Consider the following 22,561-nt stretch of genomic DNA (forward strand, 5'->3'; position numbering starts at 1 on the left):
TTATAATGGATAACTTTATATTTGTAAAGTATAATATTCATATTTTATTTATTAAATTTAAAAGAAAAAAGCCCTACTTTTAGGCTTTGTGTGTCATTAAGTGTATGTGAAAGTAAAACCCATGATTATAGGGCGAGGTTAAGCTTGTGTCTACTTCAGAAGTTTATTCCATGCGAAGATAGTAGGTGTAAGGATAATAAGGGTAATCAATGTTTTAGTAAGCATCGTGCTATTAGTCAATGAGAACACAGAGAATACTGTAATAAGTGATACTACAGCAAGCAACAATGCAAATACAGTCTTTTCGTTTAGTTTCTTGGTCATAAGATATGCCTCCTTTGATGATTATGTAAGTGCTAATAAAGCACTAAATAAAGTACTGATTGATATTGTGTTATGTTGTGCTCTTATGATATCATATTAAACAAGATAAAGGGAAGTCACCAGCTTCCCCTTATCTGTAAGATGCCTTTACTCGTCAGGGTGTAGGCGTCTTTTTCTTCGTTCTTCCACTTTTGCTTTCCTCTCCTCTCTTTCAATCTTCGCAATCTCAAGTTTCAACTTCTTGATTTCAAGTTGTCTCTTTTCGTCGTAACGGAAGATGATTACGACTGTAACGATTGCGGTTAGGATTGATGGTACTACTACTTTTAGCACCTCAAGCCAGATCAAGTTAACCATTCCCTTCTATGTATGATTACCTTACAAGTACTATTATACAGGAAAATAATAGTTTTGTATAGTTATTCATGCATATTTTATGTTTAAAAGTTGGATAAAATTTAGGTGATATGAGTGATTGATTAGGATATAGTGATGTCTACTATAGATAGACAATGTACACTAGTAAAAGACATTGATGACACCGCTTCTGTTACTATACGCGATTGGTCCATCCCTTTTTATAAAAGTGACTGCTCTAAGCTGCTTTCTAAGGCACATTCTCCTGCCTTCTAAGCCCCAATCATGCTGCACAATTTTATAGTTGCTTACGATCCAATACAGAAGGCTCAAGAGTTAGTTATGACATCTACAATCCATTACTAATAAAAATTAGTCATGGCAAAAAGCCTTATAAAATAAGGGTTTATTAGGGATAGGGGGGTATATTTACATTATTCACTTACTTTTATATAGTGAAATCCACCCTAGCAGTTCTACTCACACAGTCAACTTACAAATCCAACCGATTTACTATGATTAACTCCCAATTCCTCCTTTCACTCAAAAATGGCTATCGTAACCGCTATCGTAACGCACGATAGAATTCCTTATTTTCATTGACTTTCTCATTTTTCAATTTTATTCATTTTCCCTCATTCACATCTTTTTGCACCATTTTATCATAAATTTCCCCTTATAAAATCTGCACTTTATCGATAGAACTACCATCAAAATTTATATCAAATTCAAAATAACCTTTTATTCACTGTCTTTTTCGCATGTTTAACACTCTCTCACGATAACAAAAAAAGATGGCATATCGCCACCTCTTAATTTTTGTATATCACAAATGGAAATCCATTTACTTCATCATTTATACCTAATTTATTTTTCAACTTTTTATTTAATCTTTCTCTTCTCAGCCCATATCCCTCTATCAATTCATTCAGGCTTTTCTTTATGTTCTTCTCATTCCTTGTCCTACCCTTTACCATACCATCTGTTTTCTCCAAATTCTCTTTTACTAGTTCATCTAAAACTTCGCCTTCAGTAACCCATCCCTTATTTTCAATCATGTCTATAAACTTTTTCTTTATATATTCTGAAATTTCATCGCTCTTTTTAGATAAATCTAATTTACTTAGCATTGGATATACTTTATCAGCTTCTTCTTTTCCAATACCTCTTGTAACCATCTCTCTTCCAAAACCAATCATTGACATGTTACTTCTTTTAAAATCATCTGCCTTTTTATTTGCTTTCGTCATCAATTGATCGTCATATTCTGGTATGGAATAGTTATTTTGAAAATTTACATCTCTTCTTTTTTTTAACTTCTTTTCTCTTTCAATTACAGCTATTTGATATAACTCTTTTGGTAAATCATTCATGTGTATTTTATTTATTAAGCCCAAAAAAGCAAATAAATCTACTCTCTTACTTATCTCCTTGATGTCACTGTTGATTTTCGTATACTCTAGGTCCCTGTAATCCTCCGCTATTACTTCAGATAGTTCCTTAGCCATTTGCGAAAGATACTTTTTCGAAGCAGAGAATATATTTTTTTCCACTTCTCTTAATGTATTCGTTCCTATGTATTGTTTTGATAATAAATTCAACATAATCAATAAAGGAATATATCTCTTTATCCTTTTATACAGCTCTGGATGTTCATCCTTGAACCATTCGCTTGAAAGCATATGTATGTTATGATCCATAATTTCTTTTTGCTGTTTTTGCCACTCAGATTCAACTATATTCACGTTGTAATGCTTGCATAAATACTTGAAGGTCTCTACCCTTCTCATCCCTGTTAAGCGTTCAGTAACCCTTACAATGTTCCCAGTGAAGCCACAAGAATCACTATGACACTTGTACATGTAATTACCTGTCTTCTCGTCCCTAAAAATCGACGCTGAAGGCTGAGAATCATTATGGAAAATACAATGGAAGTTCATCTGTTGGTCCTTTACATACCCAGTCTTGGTTAAGTATGTTACCAAGTCTTGTTTATATAAATATTCGTATGCATCGTTTATGTGAGAGCATCTGTATCCCTCATTTGGGTAACTTTCATAGTCAATTAACTTTAAAAAATCTCTTTGTTTAATTGGCTTTTTTTCAGAGGGGGGGTTTTTCCTACCAATTATATTATAAGTATTAATATATCCTTGGTAAGTAAAACCCCTTGCACCACAAAACTCATCTTTGTTTATATAATTTTTCACTACAAGTTTATTATCATAATTAATTTCTATTATCTCATTACCACCAAAGAAGATTCTAGATCCATTAGAGCAACGTTTATCAGCCATTGGATATTTTTCAAGTAATGAATCCATCAATGCTTCTAAAGTATCATATTCTTTAATCACTTCATCCAATACAAACACAACTCTTAATTTTGGGTGTACTTTTGTATGATTAAATGTTGTATAAATAAACGCAGCACTTTCTTTAAACTCTTCTTGTGCTTTTTCAATAGTCATTTCAACTTTCTTATACTTTCTCTTTGTTTTTTTATCATAATATTCATTGTCAAAATCTAAACATATGACTTCTTGTGAAGCCCAACAATTATTTGAACAACGCAACTTTCCATTATTCTTTTTGCTGAGATTTGCGGCTACAAATGATCTCCCTTTTTTTAATGCATCAGCCAGTTCTTTCACATTAACATCTGCAAGATTTTGAACAATTCTACCACTAATCTTTTTGATTTCAGCGATTCTAGGTTTCTGTTTATATTCGATGTTGTCAATATGTAACTTCATTCAAATCTCCTTTTTTGAATTCTATAAGCCAACTGCTGATACACTCCATAATTGATCTCTTTAATCATGCACAACAACTCTTCCTTTCCCACTGAATCAAAGACACTTTCATCAATAGTTTTCATCATGAGAATACCAGCTCGTGAAGCGTAATCATCTTCAGCTTCTGTATAATCCTCAAGAAGAACTTGTGCAGAATTATGGCCTCCTTGGTCTTTTGCTCTTCTAAGGTTTCCAGTAGTCCTCATTTCGTATTTAATTGCCGCTTTCCTTAATGAGTGAAAGCGAAGTTTACGAATAGGATTTAGACCCAATCGCTCATTCAATCGAATGATACTCTTTTCAACTTTGTCAGGTTTAAGGTTTGGAAACAGTTTATCACTTCCTGTTCTGTTTCTTATTAAGAATAATTTATCAAACAAATCCTGCTCAAAAGGTCTAGTTGCTTCCTGATCTCCTTTATCAATTGTATTGACAAGATATAGTCCACTCTCTTCATGTTTTATAATATTCAACCACTCTAATCCAAGGAGAGCATTCAGTCTTAATGATGTGGTTGCAGCCAAAAGAATCAATGTTGAAAGTTCTTCACCATCACGTTCTTTTAATGCTTCAGTTGCAAGCCTCTTAACTTCAACTGGTGAATAAAATCCGTATCCCTTAGTCTTTTTCTTCAGAGTTGAAGTCTCGAAAATCATATGGTCAACATCATATCCATTAATGCGAAGAAATTTGTACAATGATCTTATGCCATAAATTTTTCTTCTAATTGAGGAGTCACTGTTTCTTTCTTTTAGATACTGCTTATATTTTTCAACATGCTTATTCAACAACCTTGTCCTCTTTCCATTCTCATTAATGGTCTCAATTTCTGTTTTGCTAATCTCATCAATTCTCCTCCCATGCATAAAATAGAAAAATTCATTTGCATCGCGCAAGTATTCTGTTCTTGACTTACCTTTGTATTTATTTGCCCAAATCATAATATCAGTTTGTGTAGAGTCAATATTTAAACTTTGGACAGTTGCAGCTTGCAAATCTATCACTCCTTTATTTTCCAAACCAAGTTAATTTGATGATAAACTTCAATCTTTCGATTGTCAACAATACGTTTTTTATATATTAAACTATCAAGTCTATATTTGCTGCACTTGTACCCTATTTTCTCATGAGAGTGGGTCAATCGGAATATATTGACATTATGCATTATTTACTTTAAGATAAAATATATCAAATCGACGTGATTTGTAGGTTCAAAAATAATGAGGAGGTTATATTCATGATTGAACACAATGACAATGATCTTGAAATTGAAGAAGAAGATGATGCTAATGTTTCTTGTGATGATTAGTTATCTGCCTACTATTCAAGAGAAGAGAACGAACTTTCATCTGCTTATGGTTTAGAATATACTATCGATGATGGTCATTGTGTACCCATAGATTGTAAAAAATGAAATACGATAAAATTCTAAAATGGGGGAATCTGATAAGAGAATGGCAATTGAATTAAAAAAATCTGTGTATATTCTGTCAATTGAAGCCAGCGACATTTATTCTCATATGTTCAGGAATAAGGATCTCAAATTAGAATACATCGGAATGATACCAAGCAGTTTAGAATTGAACAAACTTATTAGTATTGGTTTTAAAACTCATAAGGCTAAAACAAGTGATAAAATTTTATCAGATGATATTATCAATTTGAAATTTAAACAAAAGGTAAAATCAAAAGAAGAGTTATTAAAAGACATCGATAAGAAAATTAATGAGCAAATAACAAACAAAGAAAATGCAAATTATCCGAAAATAATCGAATACAAAGACAAATTAATTGAATTCAAATCTGCACTTGAAAAAGAAACTGAAGATGGAATTTGGAATGAAGTCAGTAATGAGGATTTAAGAAAGTACTTATACATAAATGGTTTCTTATTAAACGGTCATAAATATGTAGTTTACAAAAGAAGCTCATCAAAATCTCGGGTTGGGCAATGTTTATTTATTAAAGAGTCATTTTATGATGAAATGATAAAGTGGAGTCGAATGGATCTGCCTTTTGAAGTTGCTAAAATAGATTATCCGTCTCTTCTGGCCTACGAGAGCTTGGTAGGATCATCCTTGGAGAGTTTGATTCGAATTGATCCGAAAAATATACTTATTGTAAATGACGTTGTGAGTCGATTTAAACAAATCTGCAACGTTGTAAGAACAGGTGAAAATGGCTATTTGGACAGTTTTGAGGAAGAGACGGAAATTAGCAATAGTTTGTTTGATGGTGAGTCTTTGTTAGATAGTAGTTACTTTAAAGATGGTAAATCTATGAAGTTATTACGGAATCACATGTTTAAAACAGCAGCTTTTAACTGCAATGTGCAATTATTTTTAAGAAACCAGTGCCCAAAAGAAATATGCTATGAGTACTGGAAAGTAAAGAACATGTTTGGGCAAGAAATATTGGCGAAAGACGTTCACTTAATCATTACTCCAAGTAGTTTAAAAGCCTTAAAATTTAGTCATGTTCTTGGGACTGAATTAGACATGTGGGAATATTGGAAAAAGATTGTTTCAAAAGATAACCACATATTTGGAGTTTGTAAAAGTGAAAAACAGTCAAAGCATGGCTCGGACGAAAATGGAAATACACTTCAACAAATGAGTTATCAGATGATAAATTCATTACCCATACATAAAGATGATGTATATGAGTTAACATCTTATGAACGAGATTATGTAGAAAAACTTAAAAATAACGATGATTTTTTTATTCAACATATCAAAAAAAACATAAATGTAATCAATAGCAATGAGATGTTTACAAACTTATTCGAAAGAAACAGGGACATTGTACATACAAAATTGTTCAGAAAATATCGAGCAGATGAAATTAGTGGGCACATAAAAAAAGTAAAAAAGGGAAAAGTTCGAATACAAAAATCAGATTACTTGGTTATGTTGGGAAATCCTGTAGAGTTTCTTCAACATGCAGTAGGCAAACTTAATCTATTAATGCCTACTCTTAAGGGGAACGAAGTACATACGACTTTATTTGATTTTGGTGAAGAACTTATAGGCTTCCGCAATCCTCATACATCTCCAAGTAATGTTTTAATTGTTGCGAATACATACAATAAGGACATCACGACTTACTTTAATCTCACAGATAATATTGTTTGCGTGAATGCTATTGAATTTCCTCTCCAAGATATTCTTTCTGGTTGCGATTATGATTCAGATACAATTTTAATAAGTAACAATGAAAATTTATTGTCATATGGTAAAAGAGTGTTTGGAAATTATCGTGTTTGCATTAACGAGGTGGCAAGTAGCAAGAAACAGTATCAATTGTCTAAGAAAGATATGGCTGAAATTGATAACCAACTATCAAAGAGTCAAAGACAGATTGGTGAGGTAGTTAATTTAGGTCAACTATGTATGAGTACATATTGGGATTCTCTTACAAGTGGAAAGCTAGAGGAGATCCAGCAAAGAGAATTATTAAAAAAGATTGATGTTATGACAGTTTTAAGTGGAATTTGTATTGATCTTGCTAAAAAAATGTTTGACATTAACATTAAATCAGAAATAGATTTTGTTAAAAAAACCAAACAATTAAAAACTGATAAACCATTGTTTTGGATATACGTGAGCAAAAATAAAGATGTGAAAACAACTAAATATAATTGTCCAATGGATTGCCTTGACGATATCATGTCAAACTTGAAAAATGCTATTCATAGAAAAAATATAAATCTAAAAGAACTACTGGTAAAAGGAAAGATAAAGGATGGTGATAGAAAACAAATAGAGAAAATCACTAAATACGTAGAAGAAATGTGTAAAAAAATTAATGCTGTTTATGCTGGCAGCCTTGAAAAAGAAGAAAAAGAAGTCTTTGTTGATTCTGTAGTAAACTATTATAGGTTTTATATAGAAAAATTAAAAATTAGTCCAAGTACTATGTGTGCAATTTTATTAAAAATATCGGATCATAAAAATGATAAAATTGCTATAAGAATGATGAGTATACTACATAAAACAAACCCTGAGAAATTTATTAACACATTTAAAACAAAAAACTCCACACTTTTATAGATTAAATATGCAATTTTCCTATATATAATAAGGGTTTTTAAGAGCAGCAAATTATCTTCATATGGAAAGGGTGGTTGAGTACAGAGGTACCGTAATTGTCCTACGAAAGGCTATAGGCCAAGTAGTAGCAACTACCTTTTCAAATTGATACAATCTAAATCTGCAAAATACAATACATATTTAAAGGGGAGTTAAAAAATGAACAAGCAAGAACTAGTTAACCGAGTAGTTGAAAAAACAGGACTGACCAAGAAAGACGCAACCTCTGTTGTGGAAGCTGTATTTACAACAATCAATGAAACTCTTGTTACAGGTGAAGAAGTATCTATCACAGGCCACGGTAAATATGCAGTACGTGAACGTGCGGCTCGTACAGGTGTAAATCCACTTTTACTCAAGGAGCTAAAAGAAAAAGGTGTTGACCCTGAAACTGCAAAAGCACAAGCAAGCATCCAAATTGAAGCATCTAAAACCGTTAGTTGGAAACCAGCAAAAGCGGTAAAAGAAATGTTTAAATAATTTGAGTACGATTATGTACACGTAATACACAAGGGGGCAGTTGTTTCGACTGCTCCTTTGAATTTTATAAAAAATTATACATATTTATTATTATATATAAAATATGAAGGAAGTGTTTTATGGCTGAGCTAACAAAATCATATGCTGCGAAGGGCGTTCTTTCTACATTAGAATGTACTCTCACCGAGGTAACAAAAAAAGGCACATTTACACACGACTTTGGAGCAGCACTTCGAGAATTCGAAGGACAGGATATTACTTTATCTATCACTTTGAAAGAAAAGGTAACACCAATTGACTCCGAAAGCACTGGAGATTAAACATGAATGATCAACTTCTTCAACTTGGTATTAAGAAACGAAACAAAGAAATCTCAATGAGTTGGCAGGAGATTGCCGATAAACACAGCGATGGTCTTTTCATAAATGGAGAAACATTTCGCTGCTGGGTAAAGGATCAACTTCGAAAAAAAGGTGAATTGAAACCCCTCCTTCCCACAAAAAATGATACAGTATCCCAAGGTAATAAGTTATTGGAACCATATGGTACGAAGTTAGAAATACATAAGGATGGAACTCAATCCAGTGATAAACTGCTTGAATTGTCCTCTGAGCAATCAAAAGATGTAAACTATCTTCTCAACGCACATGGATATGATACTAATTGCTGGGAACTAATTTCAGCTAAAAATAGCATTTGGAATGTACATAACAACCAAGGCGGAGTAAAAACACTCTATTCAAGCAGAATATCAGTCAAACCTATTTCAAATGGCATATCTGAGGAGCAAATAAAAGAATTTCTATTCAGTTTAAGCAAACAATATCAAAGTCCTGTTCATACCCCTACAAACTATAGCTATGATGGGAAAATGCTCGAACTAAATATTGCTGACTTACATCTTGGTAAACTCTGCTGGAACGGCGATTCTGGAGACACATACAATTATGAAATTGCAAAGGAAAGGTTCTTTTATATTATAAATGATGTTTTGACACGTACAAAGCATTACAAATTGAATAAGATACTTTTCATTTGGAGCAATGATTTCTTTCATTATGACTCTACAAACGTTACAACAACTGCTGGCACAAGACAAGACAGTGATTTAAGATGGCAGCAAATGTTTAAAATAGGTGCTGAATTACTTGTCAAGGCCATTGATCTATGTAGCCAATTTGCTCCTGTTGAGACAATGTATATAGGTTCAAATCATGATAAAATGGCAAGTTATTATGTAACAGAATACCTCTATGCTTGGTATCGAAATAATCCAAATGTTTCCGTAAGTAATGATCCAAAATCACGAAAATACATCGAATTTGGCAAGTGTCTGATCGGTTTTAGTCACGGTCATGCCGAAGGTAAAAGAGCTGGTAAGTTAATGTCGATTGAGGCAAGAGAAGCTTGGGGAAGAACGTTGTACCATGAATTTCATGCTGGACACTTTCATTCAGAAAAAGCCGTGATTGAAGAAAACGGAGTCATTGTTAGATACGTAAGTTCCCCTACTGGAACAGATAATTGGCATTTTGATTCTGGCTATGTCGGTGCTATCCAAAAGTCAATGAGTTTTGTTTGGGACAAGGAATTTGGTCTAACCGATATTCTAAATACAACCATAGTACGCTAATATTTTACCCCTCCCCCACTCTATCCAAAGAGTGTTTTTGTGTTTGATAATGAAAGGTGAATTGATATGTTATATGCAATAAAAGTGGAGAAAACGGTGATCGTTGACCAATTTTATAGTGTCGTAAAGGTTGAGGATGAACTTGAAATTATTCGAGAGATTCTATCTAGGCGATAAAACTCTCATTTTATTCGATTATAAACTTATAAACTAGACAGACTCACCTCTTTTGGTGGGTCTTTTTGGTTTGCAAGTTTAATGGTGTGGAGACTATGTTGAATAGTCGGCAAAAAGAACGCACTCCCCGTTTTAGTCTGCACCATTTTTATAACTTTACAAGGGAGTTCTCCTTATAAAAAACTATTGTGCTTGACCTGTACCATATTTGGGGTGAAAAAAATGACCACAAGAAAAAAAGAATTAAATAAGAATGTTGAGAAAATTACATGTCTTAAGTGTAGCAAATCAAGAATGCCTTCTACTCAAAACTTTTATGTGAATACTCATCCATTGTTTTCCTCTGAAAAACTGATGGTTTGTAAAGAGTGTATTAATGAATATATCGGAGATAAAAACTCTAGTGGTTATGTAGGTCGTGTAAAACTCGTCCTTTCACTACTTGATAAGCCATTCCTAATTGATCAATGGGAAGAAAGGGATAAAGATTGGAGCAAGTATATTCCTCTAATTAGTTCTTTCCCACAATACAAAGGCATGACATTTGCTCATAGTGTATTCGAGCATGTTGAAAGCAATTACTCACAAGTAAATTATGATGATAGTAATGCTTGCATAAATGATTATGACTTGAATCCTGATGCTCAAATTAGATGGAAAGGTTTCAAAAAAGATAAAATACTTGAATTAGAGAATTTTTATCAGGAACTTATTTCGACATATGAGCACAGCACTCCAATTCAAAGAAATCTTTATAGAAACATTGCAATTACTCAAATTCAAGCTAATGAAGCAATTGCTAGTACAGATCATAAGAAATACAAAGAGTTAATGGACACTCTTAGCAAGTTGATGAATGATGCAAATATAAAGCCTGTACAAGAAACAGGTGCGGAAGCAAACGGTATCTCCTCATTTGGTGAGTTCATAAAGATGGTTGAAGAAACAGAGCCTATCCCCGAACCAAGAGATGAGTTCAAAGATGTTGATGGGATTAGTAGATATATTGATAAGTGGTTTCTACATCACATGAAAAGATTCTTAGGTATTTCAAATGAAACTATGGAGGAATTTGATCAGAAGAAGCACGAAAATAAGAAAGAAGATTGATATGAATGGCAAAAAACTTTCAAGTTAATCGAAACAAAAAAAAAGAATTGAATATTTATGAAAAAAAGAAGCAAGTAAATAATCAGACTGAAAATTTATCTAAAGATCAAAAATTAAGAAATGGAATTAAGTTGTGGGCTTCATTTTACAGAAACAACATACACAGATACATCGAGGATTACTTTGGAGTTCGTCTTCATACTTTTCAAAAAATAATTCTGTTTCTTATTAGCAAAAACTCGTTCTTTCTTTGGTGGGCTAGTCGAGGAATAGGTAAATCTTTTATTGTTGCTCTTTACTGTTTGGCAATGGCATCTTTAAAACCCGGAATACCAATTGTTGTGGCGAGTGGCACAAAAAATCAGGCCAGAGCAGTAATCACTTTAAAGATCGATAAAGAACTAAGATTGAAATATCCAAATATAGCAAGGGAAATAAAACAAGTTAAAACAGGAGCAGATGAATGTGTGGTTATTTTGCATAATGGCAGCACTATATCTGCTGTTGCCAGCAATGATAATGCACGTGGCTATAGAGCTGCAATTTTGATCAACGACGAATTTAGACTAATCAAAGAAGATGTAATAACTCGCGTCCTCCGCCCATTTCTAAACTATGTGAGAACACCAAAATTTCTAAGTCTTCCCGAGTATAAGGGGAGACAAAAAGAGTTTATTAAATATGAGGAAACACAAGAAGTATATATATCATCTGCATGGTACACATCACATTGGAGTTATGAAAAATTTAAAGCCTTTCTCGAATCCATGGTGCGAGGAAGAGATTATTTTACTTGTGCCTTTCCATATCAGTTAGCACTTCATCATGGATTATTGTCTGAAAAACGAGTTGAGCAGATGAGAACAGAAGATGATTTGGACTCTATAGGCTGGCAGATGGAAATGGATACACTGCCTTACGGAGCTGCCGAAAATGCTTTTTTCAAAATAAATGATATTGAAAGATGTAGAACTATTGTTAGACCATTCTATCCTACAGATAAATATACCTTTATTGAAAATCGAGAAAAATCAAAATCCAGAGGCAAGAAATCTAATACTGGCCTAGATAAACAGATTGGCGAGATTCGACTTGTATCAATGGACGTTGCTCTAATGAAAGGTAATGATAATGACAATACCATTTTCACTTGCATGCGTCTACTGCCTGATGGAACTAATTATATAAGGCAAGTTCCATATATTGAGAGCATGCATGGAGTCCACTCTGAAGATCAAGCTATTAGGCTTAAACAGTTATTTTATGATTTTGAAGCTGATTATGTTGTAATGGATACAGCAGGAAGCGGTATGTCTATTTATGATTACTGTTCCAGAATTCTTTATGATAATGATCGTGATATTGAATATTCACCTTGGACGGCCATCAATAATGAGGAAATGAAAGATCGCGTTGTTGATCCAAATGCATTGCCAGTAGTTTATTCAATGAAAGTCGTCAAAGCAGAGGTCAACCATGAAATAGCAGTTTGGCTTAAAACAGCTTTTGAAAAAAGATTAATCAGACTTCTTGTAAACGATGCAGAAGGAAAAGAGTATTTAATTGAAAAACAAGACCTTATGAATAAAAACTCGTATGAGCACGCTATGTTATTAAAGCCGTATGTTCAAACAACAGCATTAATTAATGAGTTGATTAACCTTGAATCAGAAGTGAAAAACGGATTTATTAAAGTACATGAAAAAGGTCGTTCTACAAAGGACCGTTACAGCAGTCTTGGTTACGCAAATTATATTGCCAGATTATTGGAGCAAGAGAACCTTCAAAAAAAAGAGGACAACTCAAATATTTTAGACTATCTGTTTGTCTAGACTTATTTATGGAAGGAGTTGAGATATGCCCAGAGGTCGCCCACCAAAAAAGGATTTAAAAAAACAGGAGCAGAACACAGAAAACGAACAGCAAGATTATTTTATGCAGTTTTCTAGATCTTTTCAGAATGCAATTGGTTCTTCAATGTTTTATAATAGTCCTTTTATTCAAAATGAAATTCTTAAGAACATTAACATGACTCCTCATAAGCTTAATCGTGATGAGGTAGAAAAGTTAGTCGCTAATCCAAAAGCAAATGAAAAAGCGATTCGGGATTTGGCGCAATACCTTGAGAACTATATCATGCATTTCAAACGATTAGTTTTTCATTATGGTAGTATACTGACATTTGATTATTATTTACTTCCTACTAATGCCGATGAGGACGATAAGAAATCTAATGCATACAAAAAAAGTTATAATAAAGCTTTTGATTGGCTTGAAAAATTTCATATAAAAGAAACACTAGCCAACATCATGAGAATGTTAGTTCTTGAAGATGCAAAGTTTTATTATTTACGTGAAAGTGAAGCAAGAATATCTCTTCAAGAAATGCCCTCTGATTGGTGTAAAATAGTTGCAAAAACTGATTTCGGGTATCAGTACTCATTTAACATGATGTACTTTTTACAGACAGGTGTAAATTTAGATGATTATGCTCCTGAGTTCAAGGAATACTTTACTGAATATTCATCAAAAGAGGAATATAAGAATCGCGCACCATATTGGATAGATTTAGATCCAGTAAAGGCTCCAGTTTTCAAATTTGATGAAAATAGAGCAGGCATCCTCCCTCCACTCATGGGGATCTTTATTGATAGCACAGAAATTGCAACATACAAGGAATTGCTTAAAACAAAAACAAAGTTAGAAGTATGGAAAATACTTTTAAGTAAAATACCAATGCACAACGATGGAAAAGGTCCTCAAGCTAAGAACAATTTTGCAATTGATGCTGACACTGCCGCTAAATTTAACAGTATCATTCAATCCGCTGTTCCTGAAGGTGTAAAGTCTATAGTTACTCCATTTGATAGTGAAGCTGTTGACTTTGACCAATCTCAAAGTAAAAACAGTATAGTGGGTGTTGGTGAAGAAATGTTCTATAAATCTGCTGGTACCTCCCCCATTCTGTTTGGGGAGAAAAACACAACAGGAAGTGGAATTAAAGCATCAATTGAAACAGATGAATCATTTGTATTGCATATGTATCGAGAATTCGAGAGGTTCCTCAATATTCAGCTAAAAAGAGTTACAGGAAGGTTTAGATTTAAAGTTGTTTTTCCAGACATTACATTCTTTAATCGTAAGGATAAGATTGAGGAATACTTGAAGGTCAGTCAATATGGTATGCCTGTATCTCTTTTAGCATGTGCTCTTGGATTAAATCAAAGAGACTTGGTGAATCTATTAGAATTTGAATCAATTCTAAAGATACACGATAAACTCAAACCACTTGTTTCTTCTCATACTCAAAATGGAAATGAGAACAGTGGACGCCCAAAACAAAATAAGTTGACTGATGCTGGAGAACAAACAAGAGATATTGATGCAAACCAAAATCGTTAGGAGGTGATAATTTGAAGATAAACAGAAGAATTCCCGTTGTATTCCAGAAAGTTAAACAATATTCCTCTGAAGAGACTGATATTAGGTTTCAGCGTGTGAAAATTTGGCTGATGCATCTTGGAGAAAACTTTAATGGCTCATATTTCTCTAAAGAGGTTGTTGAAGAAGCGATACCCACTCTTGCAAATACTCCTATTTTGGCCTACATAGAGCAAAAGGAAAATGGTCAGTTAGACTTCTCAGACCACAGAATAGTTCTAACAAAAAAAGATGGCGAGACTACAGTAAAGTACTTGGGTAAAGCTATTGGAGTAATACCTGAAAATAATAATGCACAATTCGAAGATAGACTTTGTGATGATGGGCAAACAAGAACTTTTCTAACTGTTGATGGTTTACTTTGGACCAAGTTTGATGACTCCATTGATATTATGAATCGAGACTCCATAAAGGGGCAATCCATGGAACTTTCTGAGGATTATGAAGGAGACTTTGGCGATGACAATCTGTTCCACTTTTCTAAATTTAAATTCTTTGGGGCGTGTGGACTTGGTTTTAATGTAGAACCAGCGATGAAAAATTCTACAATAGAACTTCAATTTACCTATGATAGCGTTAGAAGCGAAATAAATAATAGAATTGAACAATTCAAAAAGTACTTCTCAATGGAAAGTAATGAAACACCAATTAATAAAAATAAATATGAGGAGGTTCAGGTAGTGGAAAAGCATAAAAAAGAGATTGCTGCCAAATTTAGCTTAACTGCTAATCAGCTTTATGATGAACTATCGCGAGTTCTAAATGAAGTCAAATTTACAACTGAAAACTGGTATGGAGATGAGGTTGAAGTTAGTAAGTACTATCTGCGCGACTATGACGAGAACTTTGTCTATGCTGTAAATCGTCAAGAAGGATATATTGATGTGAAGATTCCGTATTCAATGAATGGAGACAATCCAGTATTTGATCTCAATAGTGTCACTCGAATTAAATATGTCCCTCAAGATTGGGAAGGATCTGAGGATGAAGACGTTGTAGAAAATAACTTTTCAATTAAGTTAGTTGAAGAAGCCAAAAAAAGTTTTGAGGCACTAAAGAAGGATAATAAAAATATTCTTCAAAAACTGTCTGAAAAAGAAGATGCATTTATTAATTTAAGTGAACAGTTTTCCGCCATTAAGGATGAGTTAACTGAAAGTAAAAGAGAAGTTGAATCTCTGAGTAAATTTAAAAAAGAGAAAGAAACACAAGAACGTAAGGATAAAATCGATTCTATTTTTGCAAAATATGCAAAACACTTAAATAAAGAAGAAATTGAAACACTTCGCGTAAAGGAGTCTTTATTTGATAAATATGAAGATTTTGAAAGGGAAATAAAATCTTATGTATGCGATAAACTCTTGGTAGACAATAGAAATGATGTATCTAATACAGTATTTAATAGAATGGGTCTTCCGCCCGAAAATGGTGTTTCCAATAGCACGGAGTCCACTAGCGTTTGGGACAGACTTAGTAAAAATAAACAATAATAAAATAAGGAGTTGTTTTAAATAATGGCTAACGCAGTTGTTAAAATTGGTAAGATGGCTTCCACAAATGTAGATAGTTTTCTTAAATCTGTTCAGTTGAACGTAGATGCGCAGAATGGTTCTCATGTTGTTCTAGGTACTCAAGTAACTGGTGACTTGAATGTTTATAACGCATCTGCGCCAACCGATGTCACTAAACAGGAAGTTCTTATTGTCGAGTCCCCTGTACTTGTCGAAGTTAATGGCATGCGCATCGATATTCATGATCCACGGCAATTTATTAATCCTAAAAACCGTCCTGCTCGTGCTCGACATTTAAAAATTGGTGACGAAGTAACAATTACAATTGATGGATTCAGTGCTACACCGACTGTTGGAAAGTATGCTGTTCCGAAAAATGGTGCATTTAACCTTGACCCTGCTGCCGATCTGGCTGGTGGCACATCTGTCGCATATGAAGTTGTTACAAAAACCGCCATTAGCATTGGTCAGGATAGAGTAGAAGCATATAAACTGCGAGTTGTTAAAGCAGTTTAATAACAAATTATATTGGAGGTATAATCAATAATGGCAAAAATGGATGTAATTAATTCGCCAAAATTTCTGGCATTCTCTAAAGAAGAACAAGATGTAGTTAAGGCAGGGGTAGACCTATATAAACACTATTTACACCTTACTAAGAAAGATGCACGCTATGCTGAATTTGCAACAGGTAAGACTTATGAAGAAAAAGAAAAGATCTTCAATGAGAGCCTTGTCCGTGAATCCTTTAAACGTGCTGGCGTTTCTCAAGCAAACTTTAGTGATTCCGTAATGATGCAGAATCCTAATGTAAAATGGGCGATGTTTGCATTGATTTCTGAGGCCCTTAGTGTAATTATCCCATCCACCGTGTTAGACAATTTTGCTCAATTTGCCGAAGTGCGTAATGTAGGCTGGGGTGATAACCTTAAATTCACTGTTCCTAACAATGATTTGTTCATTGTCTCTAAAATTGCCCAAGGTATTCGACGTGGAGAACCGCAGCGTCTTTATAATTCCGATTTAACACTTACTCCAGTTCCTCATGAAGTAACTATTCAAGAGGATTTTTATCGAATCTTGGCTGGTAAAATCAATTGGGGCGAATGGATCTCTCGGATTGCTCAAAGCATCGAAACCGCAATCAGCACCGATGTATACAATGCATTCTATGGTTCGTATGCAAACCTTAACGCCAAATTTAAGGAAGCTGCTTTTGATAAAGACGCTTTTGTAAAATTGACTCAACGTGTACAAGCAAGCAATCGTGGTGCTCGAACAGTTGTATTTGGAACTCAGATTGCGCTTAGCAAAGTTATTCCGGACGCTGATTTTGTTAAATTTGGCGTTGGTCTTGGTGAGGAATACACGCGTATGGGATTCCTTGGAAACTTCATGGGCGCGGACTTGTATAAACTTGATCAACGTATCAAACCTAATGACCCTGACTACAATTTTGCTATTCAAGACGATGCATTATACTTTGTAAGCGTTGGAGTGGATCGTCCAGTCAAAATTGGATTTGAGGGAAATGTCCTTATTAATCAAAGTCAATTTGGGGCTAACGCAGATAATACAGTAGACCACAATGTTCAACAACTTTGGGATGTAGCTGTTGTTAGTTCTGCGAAGCATGGCATTATGAAGGTGTAAAACTGATTATGCCTTTTGGGGATTGCATTAAGCACTCCCCTTTTATTTATTCAAATTTCAAAGGGAGATGTTTTAATGGCGAGACAGGCTACTACTAATAAAGAGGAACCTCAAACCGATTTAGTGACCGAAAATGAGATGTTGAAAACTGAAATTTCTGAACTAAGACAAATGTTCCAACAATTTATGGAAACTCAAAAACTTCAATTGCAAGAAAAAGAAATGAAAGTTGAGGATTCTCTTACAATTAATGATGATGTATCTATCATTCCTCCCAACAAACTTATCAATATCACAAGCCTTTACTCGGGGGGAATGACACTTAGGGCTAATAATAAACCAATTCGATTTGATAAGTTTGGCATTACACGACCTGTAACATTTGAAGATTTGACATACATTTGTAGCAATCATCGTAATTTAGCCGAAGAAGGATGTTTCTTTATTCATGATCAAGAAGCAGTAAAAGCTTTATATTTGAGTGATTATTATAAGCATTTTGTCAATAAGACAACAATTGAAAATCTAATCACTCTTAGTCATGAAAAGATCTCAGACATTTTTAATAATCTTACTGACACCTTAAAAGAGACCGTGGAAGATATTATTGTTAATGGAATTATTTCGAATGATAGTAAGTATGCAGACAGAAACAAGATTGACCACATTAGCAAATTGTGTGGCAAAAATCTTTATAAGCTTGCTCAAGATCAAATCACGGATTAAAGGTAAAGGGGTGATATTGTGTCAACACCCTTTCAAAATGTTTTCAGTAGGTTCACAGGTAAAGTACAAGACTTCACATTGGATGCCCTATTCACGTCAGATTTAAAAGCCTATGAGAAATATTTACTTGGCTTTTTAAAAAGCGCAATTCCCAATTTCTCAAAATGTAAAACCGATTTAGCTGACCGCGATGACGAAAGAATGATTTTCAATCAGACATTAAGTGAGAAAGAAGAAGAGATTCTTTCTATCCTTCTTCAAGCTGAATGGGCTGAGAAAGAAGTAAATAATGTATTGGAAATGCGACTAGCACTTAGCAATTCTGACTTTAGAAGATATGCGGAAGCAAACAACTTAAAGGCCAAAATGGATCTGCGTGACTCTTTGCTTGAGCGGATTGATCGAAAAATAGTTGAATACACTTATGATAATTACGACTTTGAGTCACAACGGGGGTAGATAAATGGGATTCTATGATGCTTATAAAGCTAGATTATCTGTTTCTCCCCCTACCCCAAGAAGCTATAATGTTGACTTAACACAAAGAGCTATAGCTGATAAGTTTTTTGATTCTCCATCTTATTATCAAGTTATGTGCATCTCACAGAACTCTACTCAAAAACTTGATTGTTGGATTGTCAGTGATTCAAAAACTAAAGAATTAAAAAATATTCAAGCACATCCCAATCAGACTCTTGATTTTGGGGACTACATTCTTTGGAAAGGCGAGTATTGGCTTACTCTTATTATTGATTCAACAGGAGATGTAAACACATCTGGACAGGTCCAAAAATGTATATCCACTCTAAAATGGTTAGATTCAGAAGGTTTGGTTAAGGAGTTGTGGTTCACTTATCGCCTTGACTTCTATCGAGGTGCTGGAGTGAATGATGACAAAACAATCTCGATGCCCTCAGAGAGACGATACATTTATGTTCAAAAGAATGATGATACCTTAAGAATAAGAAAAGGTCAGCGATTCATTTTTGACGGAAGACCATGGAAATTGACTGCAATAGATGGACTTTTATCAGGACTTATTTATTTTGAACTTGAAGAGGATGAATATAATCCAGCCAAAGACAACTTAGATCTTAGAATCGCTGATTATTACAATAATTTTGCCGAATACTCGGTTACAATTTTAAATGGAAACTATGTATCTTTTGAGGAATCGCAAACCCTTCAACTTAATGCAGAGGTAAAAAATCGTGGCATTATAGTGAGCAATCCTCTTTTGTCTTATTCAGTAAGTGATAATTCAGTTGCTACAATCAATGAAACGGGGCTTATCACTCCTCATAAACAGGGTCATATCATTGCTTCCGTCACATACAAAAATGTCTCGACTCAAATTGAAATCAATATCACTGAAACAGTCACACACAACTACACAGTTGAAATCGTTGGTGATTCTTCCATGAAGGTGAAATCGACTAAAGCGTACTCTTGTATGTTCAGACGAAATGGAGAAATAATTCCCGATAAAAGTATCTTTTCATTGACTTCTGATGATGGAGTTTCCCCTACCGATTTGGCTACAATTGTTGGACAGGATCAATTAAGCAACACTTGCACAATAAAAGCAGGTGAAAAGATTGGGTACATATGGCTTCATGTCAGAAATGACAACAGATTGATTAAAAATAAAATAAGAATACAGATAAAACCCCTATTTTAAGGAGGCGCATAAATGGGACAAGCAGTTGTTAAAATTAGTGAACTTGGTGTAGAAAGTTTTATTACAGGAACAAATAATAACTATCTCGTGTTTAAGGTAATTCCTTATGCGAAACAAAGTAGTAGTGGAACTGATAATATTTATAGTTTCAATGGGATCACAGCAAGTGAAATTATCGAAGCAGATTTGGATGTTGCATTGACGGGGAACAATTATGCCTTTTCCGTCGGCACTGACAACAAGATTAAGCTCGCGTTCGCAAAAACATTACATTCGACGAAGGCCTCCGCTATTGAAGCACTTAAGAATGTAGAGGTCACATATGTTCAAGGTAACTTGCGTCCTGATGGCAGTAACTATACATTGATTGCACGGAATAGCCTTGGTGAAGAGGTACACCGCACTTCTCCCGCAACACTTGATAAAATCGTAACGCTCATTTCCATGCTTGTTGACACTAGAGATGTTGATGTAGACGGAACAATTGAATTTAGAGTGCTGAAGAATTACATCAATTCGTAAGGTGCCGGAATATGGCAAGATTTAACGAATTGAGTGAATACAAGTTCACCATAATTAATCGATTATTGGATTGCGATGAGCTGTGTAAGGCAGTATCATACAACGATACTGATTTCCTTATGAGGTCAAGTGTGAGTGATCCAGCAGATGAATTAGTTTATAATCATATCTTTCCTTATCGGTTTATTCCTGAAGTGAATGAATCTAAGAAGACATTCATAACACTGTCTCTTAGGAAATTCCAATTAATTAATAATAGTTTCAAAAAAGGTCTAATTTACTTGAATATTTTCACACATCGAGACTTATTTAAAACAGATTATGGTTGTACACGCATTGATTTTATTCTGAATAAAGTCGATGAAATGTTTAATCAGAAACGTGGAATAGGAATCGGTCAACTTGAATTTGTTGATATGGATGAGATTGTGGTAAATGAAAAATATCAAGGGAATTATATCTGCTACAAACCAGTTGATTTTAACTAGGTGATTCACATGTACGATAGAATTAGACTATTTCTTGGTAAACCAACATGTGTCAATAACGTCAATATCTATTCTCCTACCATCGATGGAATTGCTGAGATCGGCGAAGTTGTTTATAACATATATATCACTTTAGCGTCGTTCAATAAAGAAGTAATATTGAAGACTTTGTTTGGAATTAGTAATGAAAATTACTCATTAATCGAAAATGAGGATACATTTGATATTCTAACTTCCATTCCTGCTGTTGTGCATGAAACAGAGAAAGCATTCTCATTTTTTACGAAAGCCGACGTAAAGTATGACTTAACCTCATCTTCATACATGGTTGAAAATTTAACATTTGTCAACAAAGGAAATTATCTAGAAGTTTCTGAGATGCTTAAGAGACTAAATGGAATGGCTATTGACGAGAACAAAACCATAAAGTTTAAGAATGAGAAAGCTAAGAAAATGTATGAAAAGTTAATGCAACTTAAAAGTAAAAATGTGAAGAATGATGCCGATTCTCTCGAACTGAAGGACATGCTCTCAATACTTTGTAATGCCGATGGGAACGGGATAGATGTATTTAATATTGGTAAACTTACTGTTTATCAAGTTTATGAGCACTTTGAAAGATTGAATATAAAAGAACAACATAAAAGGTTATTAAATGTTTGGGCTAATGGTCACTTAAGTAGTGAAGATAAATTACCCGAATGGATTACAAAAAGTAAATTATGATTATTTAAGGAGGAATAATTAAATGGTTCTTCAACTAGGACGTTATGGCTCTAGAGAGATTATGGACTTGCAAATATTTAATTATGTTACGAAAAAACCATATATGACAATGGATTATGCTACTTCCACCCAAACAGAGAATACAGCCGAAACTGTATATGCAAGAGGTGGTGCCGGAAATCCACGCAGGATCTCATGGAATGGGGACAAACAAACAACCGTAACTGTTGAAACTCAAATTTTCACTATGCAACATTTGGCATTACTAGCGGGTGAGGATATCATTTCTGGTAAAAGTGAAATTTTTCAGCGCGAAGTTCTTTCTGTCGAAGATGGTGGAACAGGTAAAAAAGTAGTGAAACTAAAAAAGACACCAATAGGGACAACGGCTGATGTTGCAGTATTTGCATTTATTAATGGCATTCTTGGTGATAGTCAACAGGTGGAGTCGATTAGCAATAGCGAAGTAACCCTCGCTGCATCTGCAACTGTTGCGATTGGAAGTGAAGTTGAAGTGTACTATAGATGGCAAGCAACTGACTCTAAAAAACTTTCTTTCACATCCAAAGGGTTCCCTCCTTATGTATTTATGGCAGGTAATACTATTTATCCCGATGAAATTTCTGGCGATGTGGTATCTGCACAATTGAAGTATTACAAAGCAAAACTGCAACCTAACTTCACTATTAGTAACTCTCCTACAGGTGATCCAAGCTCTTTGAGTTTGAAATTTGACGTGTTCCCTGTAAAAGTAAATGGTGTCGATACGCTTTATGATATGGTGATCTACGAAGATTAATAAATTATGAAAGGCAGACTTAAAATTCTGCCTCTCATCTTGAG

Annotated in this window: 20 protein-coding genes; 17 read left to right on the forward strand and 3 right to left on the reverse strand. The window is 34.1% G+C overall.

What is annotated here, in order from left to right; genetic code table 11:
* Positions 1-471: 471 nt before the first annotated feature.
* The 3 genes from KQX66_RS10665 to KQX66_RS10675 form a co-directional block, all read right to left on the reverse strand.
* Positions 472-672 carry a hypothetical protein gene (locus tag KQX66_RS10665; protein ID WP_216792429.1) on the reverse strand — a complete coding sequence of 67 codons (201 nt, stop codon included), beginning with the start codon at positions 670-672 and terminating at the stop codon, positions 472-474.
* Between the two features lie 821 nt (positions 673-1,493).
* Positions 1,494-3,437 (reverse strand): hypothetical protein, encoded by a 1,944-nt coding sequence (locus KQX66_RS10670; RefSeq protein WP_216792430.1) that lies wholly within the window; start codon positions 3,435-3,437, stop codon positions 1,494-1,496.
* Positions 3,434-4,474: a tyrosine-type recombinase/integrase gene (locus KQX66_RS10675; RefSeq protein WP_216792431.1), complete on the reverse strand. Its 1,041-nt coding sequence runs from the start codon at positions 4,472-4,474 to the stop codon at positions 3,434-3,436. The genes KQX66_RS10670 and KQX66_RS10675 overlap by 4 nt, the downstream gene beginning before the upstream one ends.
* 459 nt (positions 4,475-4,933) lie before the next feature.
* On the opposite strand from KQX66_RS10675, the gene KQX66_RS10680 reads away from it, so the two are divergent.
* From KQX66_RS10680 to KQX66_RS10760, 17 genes are all read left to right on the forward strand, one after another.
* Positions 4,934-7,531 carry an RNA dependent RNA polymerase gene (locus KQX66_RS10680; RefSeq protein ID WP_216792432.1) on the forward strand — a complete coding sequence of 866 codons (2,598 nt, stop codon included), beginning with the start codon at positions 4,934-4,936 and terminating at the stop codon, positions 7,529-7,531.
* A 198-nt stretch (positions 7,532-7,729) separates the two neighbouring features.
* Positions 7,730-8,050 carry an HU family DNA-binding protein gene (locus KQX66_RS10685; protein WP_216792433.1) on the forward strand — a complete coding sequence of 107 codons (321 nt, stop codon included), beginning with the start codon at positions 7,730-7,732 and terminating at the stop codon, positions 8,048-8,050.
* 119 nt (positions 8,051-8,169) lie between these two features.
* Positions 8,170-8,370, forward strand: coding sequence for a YonK family protein (locus KQX66_RS10690; RefSeq protein ID WP_216792434.1), 201 nt, complete (start codon positions 8,170-8,172; stop codon positions 8,368-8,370).
* A gap of 2 nt (positions 8,371-8,372) precedes the next feature.
* Positions 8,373-9,683: a hypothetical protein gene (locus tag KQX66_RS10695; protein ID WP_216792435.1), complete on the forward strand. Its 1,311-nt coding sequence runs from the start codon at positions 8,373-8,375 to the stop codon at positions 9,681-9,683.
* Between the two features lie 399 nt (positions 9,684-10,082).
* Complete coding sequence (locus KQX66_RS10700) at positions 10,083-10,970, forward strand: YonG family phage-derived protein (RefSeq protein ID WP_216792436.1); 888 nt, start codon at positions 10,083-10,085, stop codon at positions 10,968-10,970.
* Positions 10,971-10,975: 5 nt separating this feature from the next.
* Positions 10,976-12,802, forward strand: a complete 1,827-nt coding sequence (locus KQX66_RS10705) for a terminase large subunit domain-containing protein (RefSeq protein WP_216792437.1) — start codon at positions 10,976-10,978, stop codon at positions 12,800-12,802.
* A 25-nt stretch (positions 12,803-12,827) separates the two neighbouring features.
* Positions 12,828-14,372, forward strand: coding sequence for a hypothetical protein (locus tag KQX66_RS10710; protein ID WP_216792438.1), 1,545 nt, complete (start codon positions 12,828-12,830; stop codon positions 14,370-14,372).
* An 11-nt stretch (positions 14,373-14,383) separates the two neighbouring features.
* Positions 14,384-15,901, forward strand: a complete 1,518-nt coding sequence (locus KQX66_RS10715; RefSeq protein WP_216792439.1) for a hypothetical protein — start codon at positions 14,384-14,386, stop codon at positions 15,899-15,901.
* Between the two features lie 24 nt (positions 15,902-15,925).
* Positions 15,926-16,438: a hypothetical protein gene (locus KQX66_RS10720; RefSeq protein ID WP_216792440.1), complete on the forward strand. Its 513-nt coding sequence runs from the start codon at positions 15,926-15,928 to the stop codon at positions 16,436-16,438.
* Between the two features lie 30 nt (positions 16,439-16,468).
* Positions 16,469-17,575 carry a YonB family capsid-like protein gene (locus KQX66_RS10725; RefSeq protein WP_216792441.1) on the forward strand — a complete coding sequence of 369 codons (1,107 nt, stop codon included), beginning with the start codon at positions 16,469-16,471 and terminating at the stop codon, positions 17,573-17,575.
* Between the two features lie 75 nt (positions 17,576-17,650).
* Positions 17,651-18,301 (forward strand): hypothetical protein, encoded by a 651-nt coding sequence (locus tag KQX66_RS10730; RefSeq protein ID WP_216792442.1) that lies wholly within the window; start codon positions 17,651-17,653, stop codon positions 18,299-18,301.
* An 18-nt stretch (positions 18,302-18,319) separates the two neighbouring features.
* The gene (locus KQX66_RS10735; protein ID WP_216792443.1) at positions 18,320-18,760 is read left to right on the forward strand and encodes a hypothetical protein; all 441 of its coding nucleotides are present in this window, start codon (positions 18,320-18,322) and stop codon (positions 18,758-18,760) included.
* Positions 18,761-18,764: 4 nt separating this feature from the next.
* Entirely contained in the window at positions 18,765-19,982 is a 1,218-nt protein-coding gene (locus KQX66_RS10740) for an Ig-like domain-containing protein (RefSeq protein ID WP_216792444.1), read from the forward strand.
* A gap of 12 nt (positions 19,983-19,994) precedes the next feature.
* Complete coding sequence (locus KQX66_RS10745) at positions 19,995-20,504, forward strand: hypothetical protein (RefSeq protein WP_216792445.1); 510 nt, start codon at positions 19,995-19,997, stop codon at positions 20,502-20,504.
* 11 nt (positions 20,505-20,515) lie between these two features.
* A complete protein-coding gene (locus tag KQX66_RS10750; RefSeq protein ID WP_216792446.1) occupies positions 20,516-20,992 on the forward strand; it encodes a YomW family phage-derived protein in 477 nt (158 codons plus the stop codon).
* Positions 20,993-21,001: 9 nt separating this feature from the next.
* Complete coding sequence (locus KQX66_RS10755) at positions 21,002-21,718, forward strand: hypothetical protein (RefSeq protein ID WP_216792447.1); 717 nt, start codon at positions 21,002-21,004, stop codon at positions 21,716-21,718.
* A 22-nt stretch (positions 21,719-21,740) separates the two neighbouring features.
* Positions 21,741-22,517, forward strand: coding sequence for a YomU family phage tail tube protein (locus KQX66_RS10760; protein ID WP_216792448.1), 777 nt, complete (start codon positions 21,741-21,743; stop codon positions 22,515-22,517).
* The last annotated feature ends 44 nt before the right edge of the window (positions 22,518-22,561 follow it).

The sequence above is a fragment of the Paenibacillus oleatilyticus genome, assembly GCF_018998565.1.
In the GTDB taxonomy this organism is placed as follows: Bacteria; Bacillota; Bacilli; order Paenibacillales; family NBRC-103111; genus Paenibacillus_G; species Paenibacillus_G oleatilyticus.

Excerpts from the sequence above, each read along its gene's own strand:
- KQX66_RS10695 (WP_216792435.1), top strand. The coding sequence starts at position 8,373 with ATGAATGATCAACTTCTTCAACTTGGTATTAAGAAACGAAACAAAGAA.
- KQX66_RS10680 (WP_216792432.1), top strand. The coding sequence starts at position 4,934 with ATGGCAATTGAATTAAAAAAATCTGTGTATATTCTGTCAATTGAAGCC.
- KQX66_RS10750 (WP_216792446.1), top strand. The coding sequence starts at position 20,516 with ATGGCAAGATTTAACGAATTGAGTGAATACAAGTTCACCATAATTAAT.
- KQX66_RS10760 (WP_216792448.1), top strand. The coding sequence starts at position 21,741 with ATGGTTCTTCAACTAGGACGTTATGGCTCTAGAGAGATTATGGACTTG.
- KQX66_RS10745 (WP_216792445.1), top strand. The coding sequence starts at position 19,995 with ATGGGACAAGCAGTTGTTAAAATTAGTGAACTTGGTGTAGAAAGTTTT.
- KQX66_RS10705 (WP_216792437.1), top strand. The coding sequence starts at position 10,976 with ATGGCAAAAAACTTTCAAGTTAATCGAAACAAAAAAAAAGAATTGAAT.
- KQX66_RS10720 (WP_216792440.1), top strand. The coding sequence starts at position 15,926 with ATGGCTAACGCAGTTGTTAAAATTGGTAAGATGGCTTCCACAAATGTA.
- KQX66_RS10725 (WP_216792441.1), top strand. The coding sequence starts at position 16,469 with ATGGCAAAAATGGATGTAATTAATTCGCCAAAATTTCTGGCATTCTCT.
- KQX66_RS10685 (WP_216792433.1), top strand. The coding sequence starts at position 7,730 with ATGAACAAGCAAGAACTAGTTAACCGAGTAGTTGAAAAAACAGGACTG.
- KQX66_RS10690 (WP_216792434.1), top strand. The coding sequence starts at position 8,170 with ATGGCTGAGCTAACAAAATCATATGCTGCGAAGGGCGTTCTTTCTACA.
- KQX66_RS10710 (WP_216792438.1), top strand. The coding sequence starts at position 12,828 with ATGCCCAGAGGTCGCCCACCAAAAAAGGATTTAAAAAAACAGGAGCAG.
- KQX66_RS10730 (WP_216792442.1), top strand. The coding sequence starts at position 17,651 with ATGGCGAGACAGGCTACTACTAATAAAGAGGAACCTCAAACCGATTTA.
- KQX66_RS10755 (WP_216792447.1), top strand. The coding sequence starts at position 21,002 with ATGTACGATAGAATTAGACTATTTCTTGGTAAACCAACATGTGTCAAT.
- KQX66_RS10740 (WP_216792444.1), top strand. The coding sequence starts at position 18,765 with ATGGGATTCTATGATGCTTATAAAGCTAGATTATCTGTTTCTCCCCCT.
- KQX66_RS10700 (WP_216792436.1), top strand. The coding sequence starts at position 10,083 with ATGACCACAAGAAAAAAAGAATTAAATAAGAATGTTGAGAAAATTACA.
- KQX66_RS10670 (WP_216792430.1), bottom strand. The coding sequence starts at position 3,437 with ATGAAGTTACATATTGACAACATCGAATATAAACAGAAACCTAGAATC.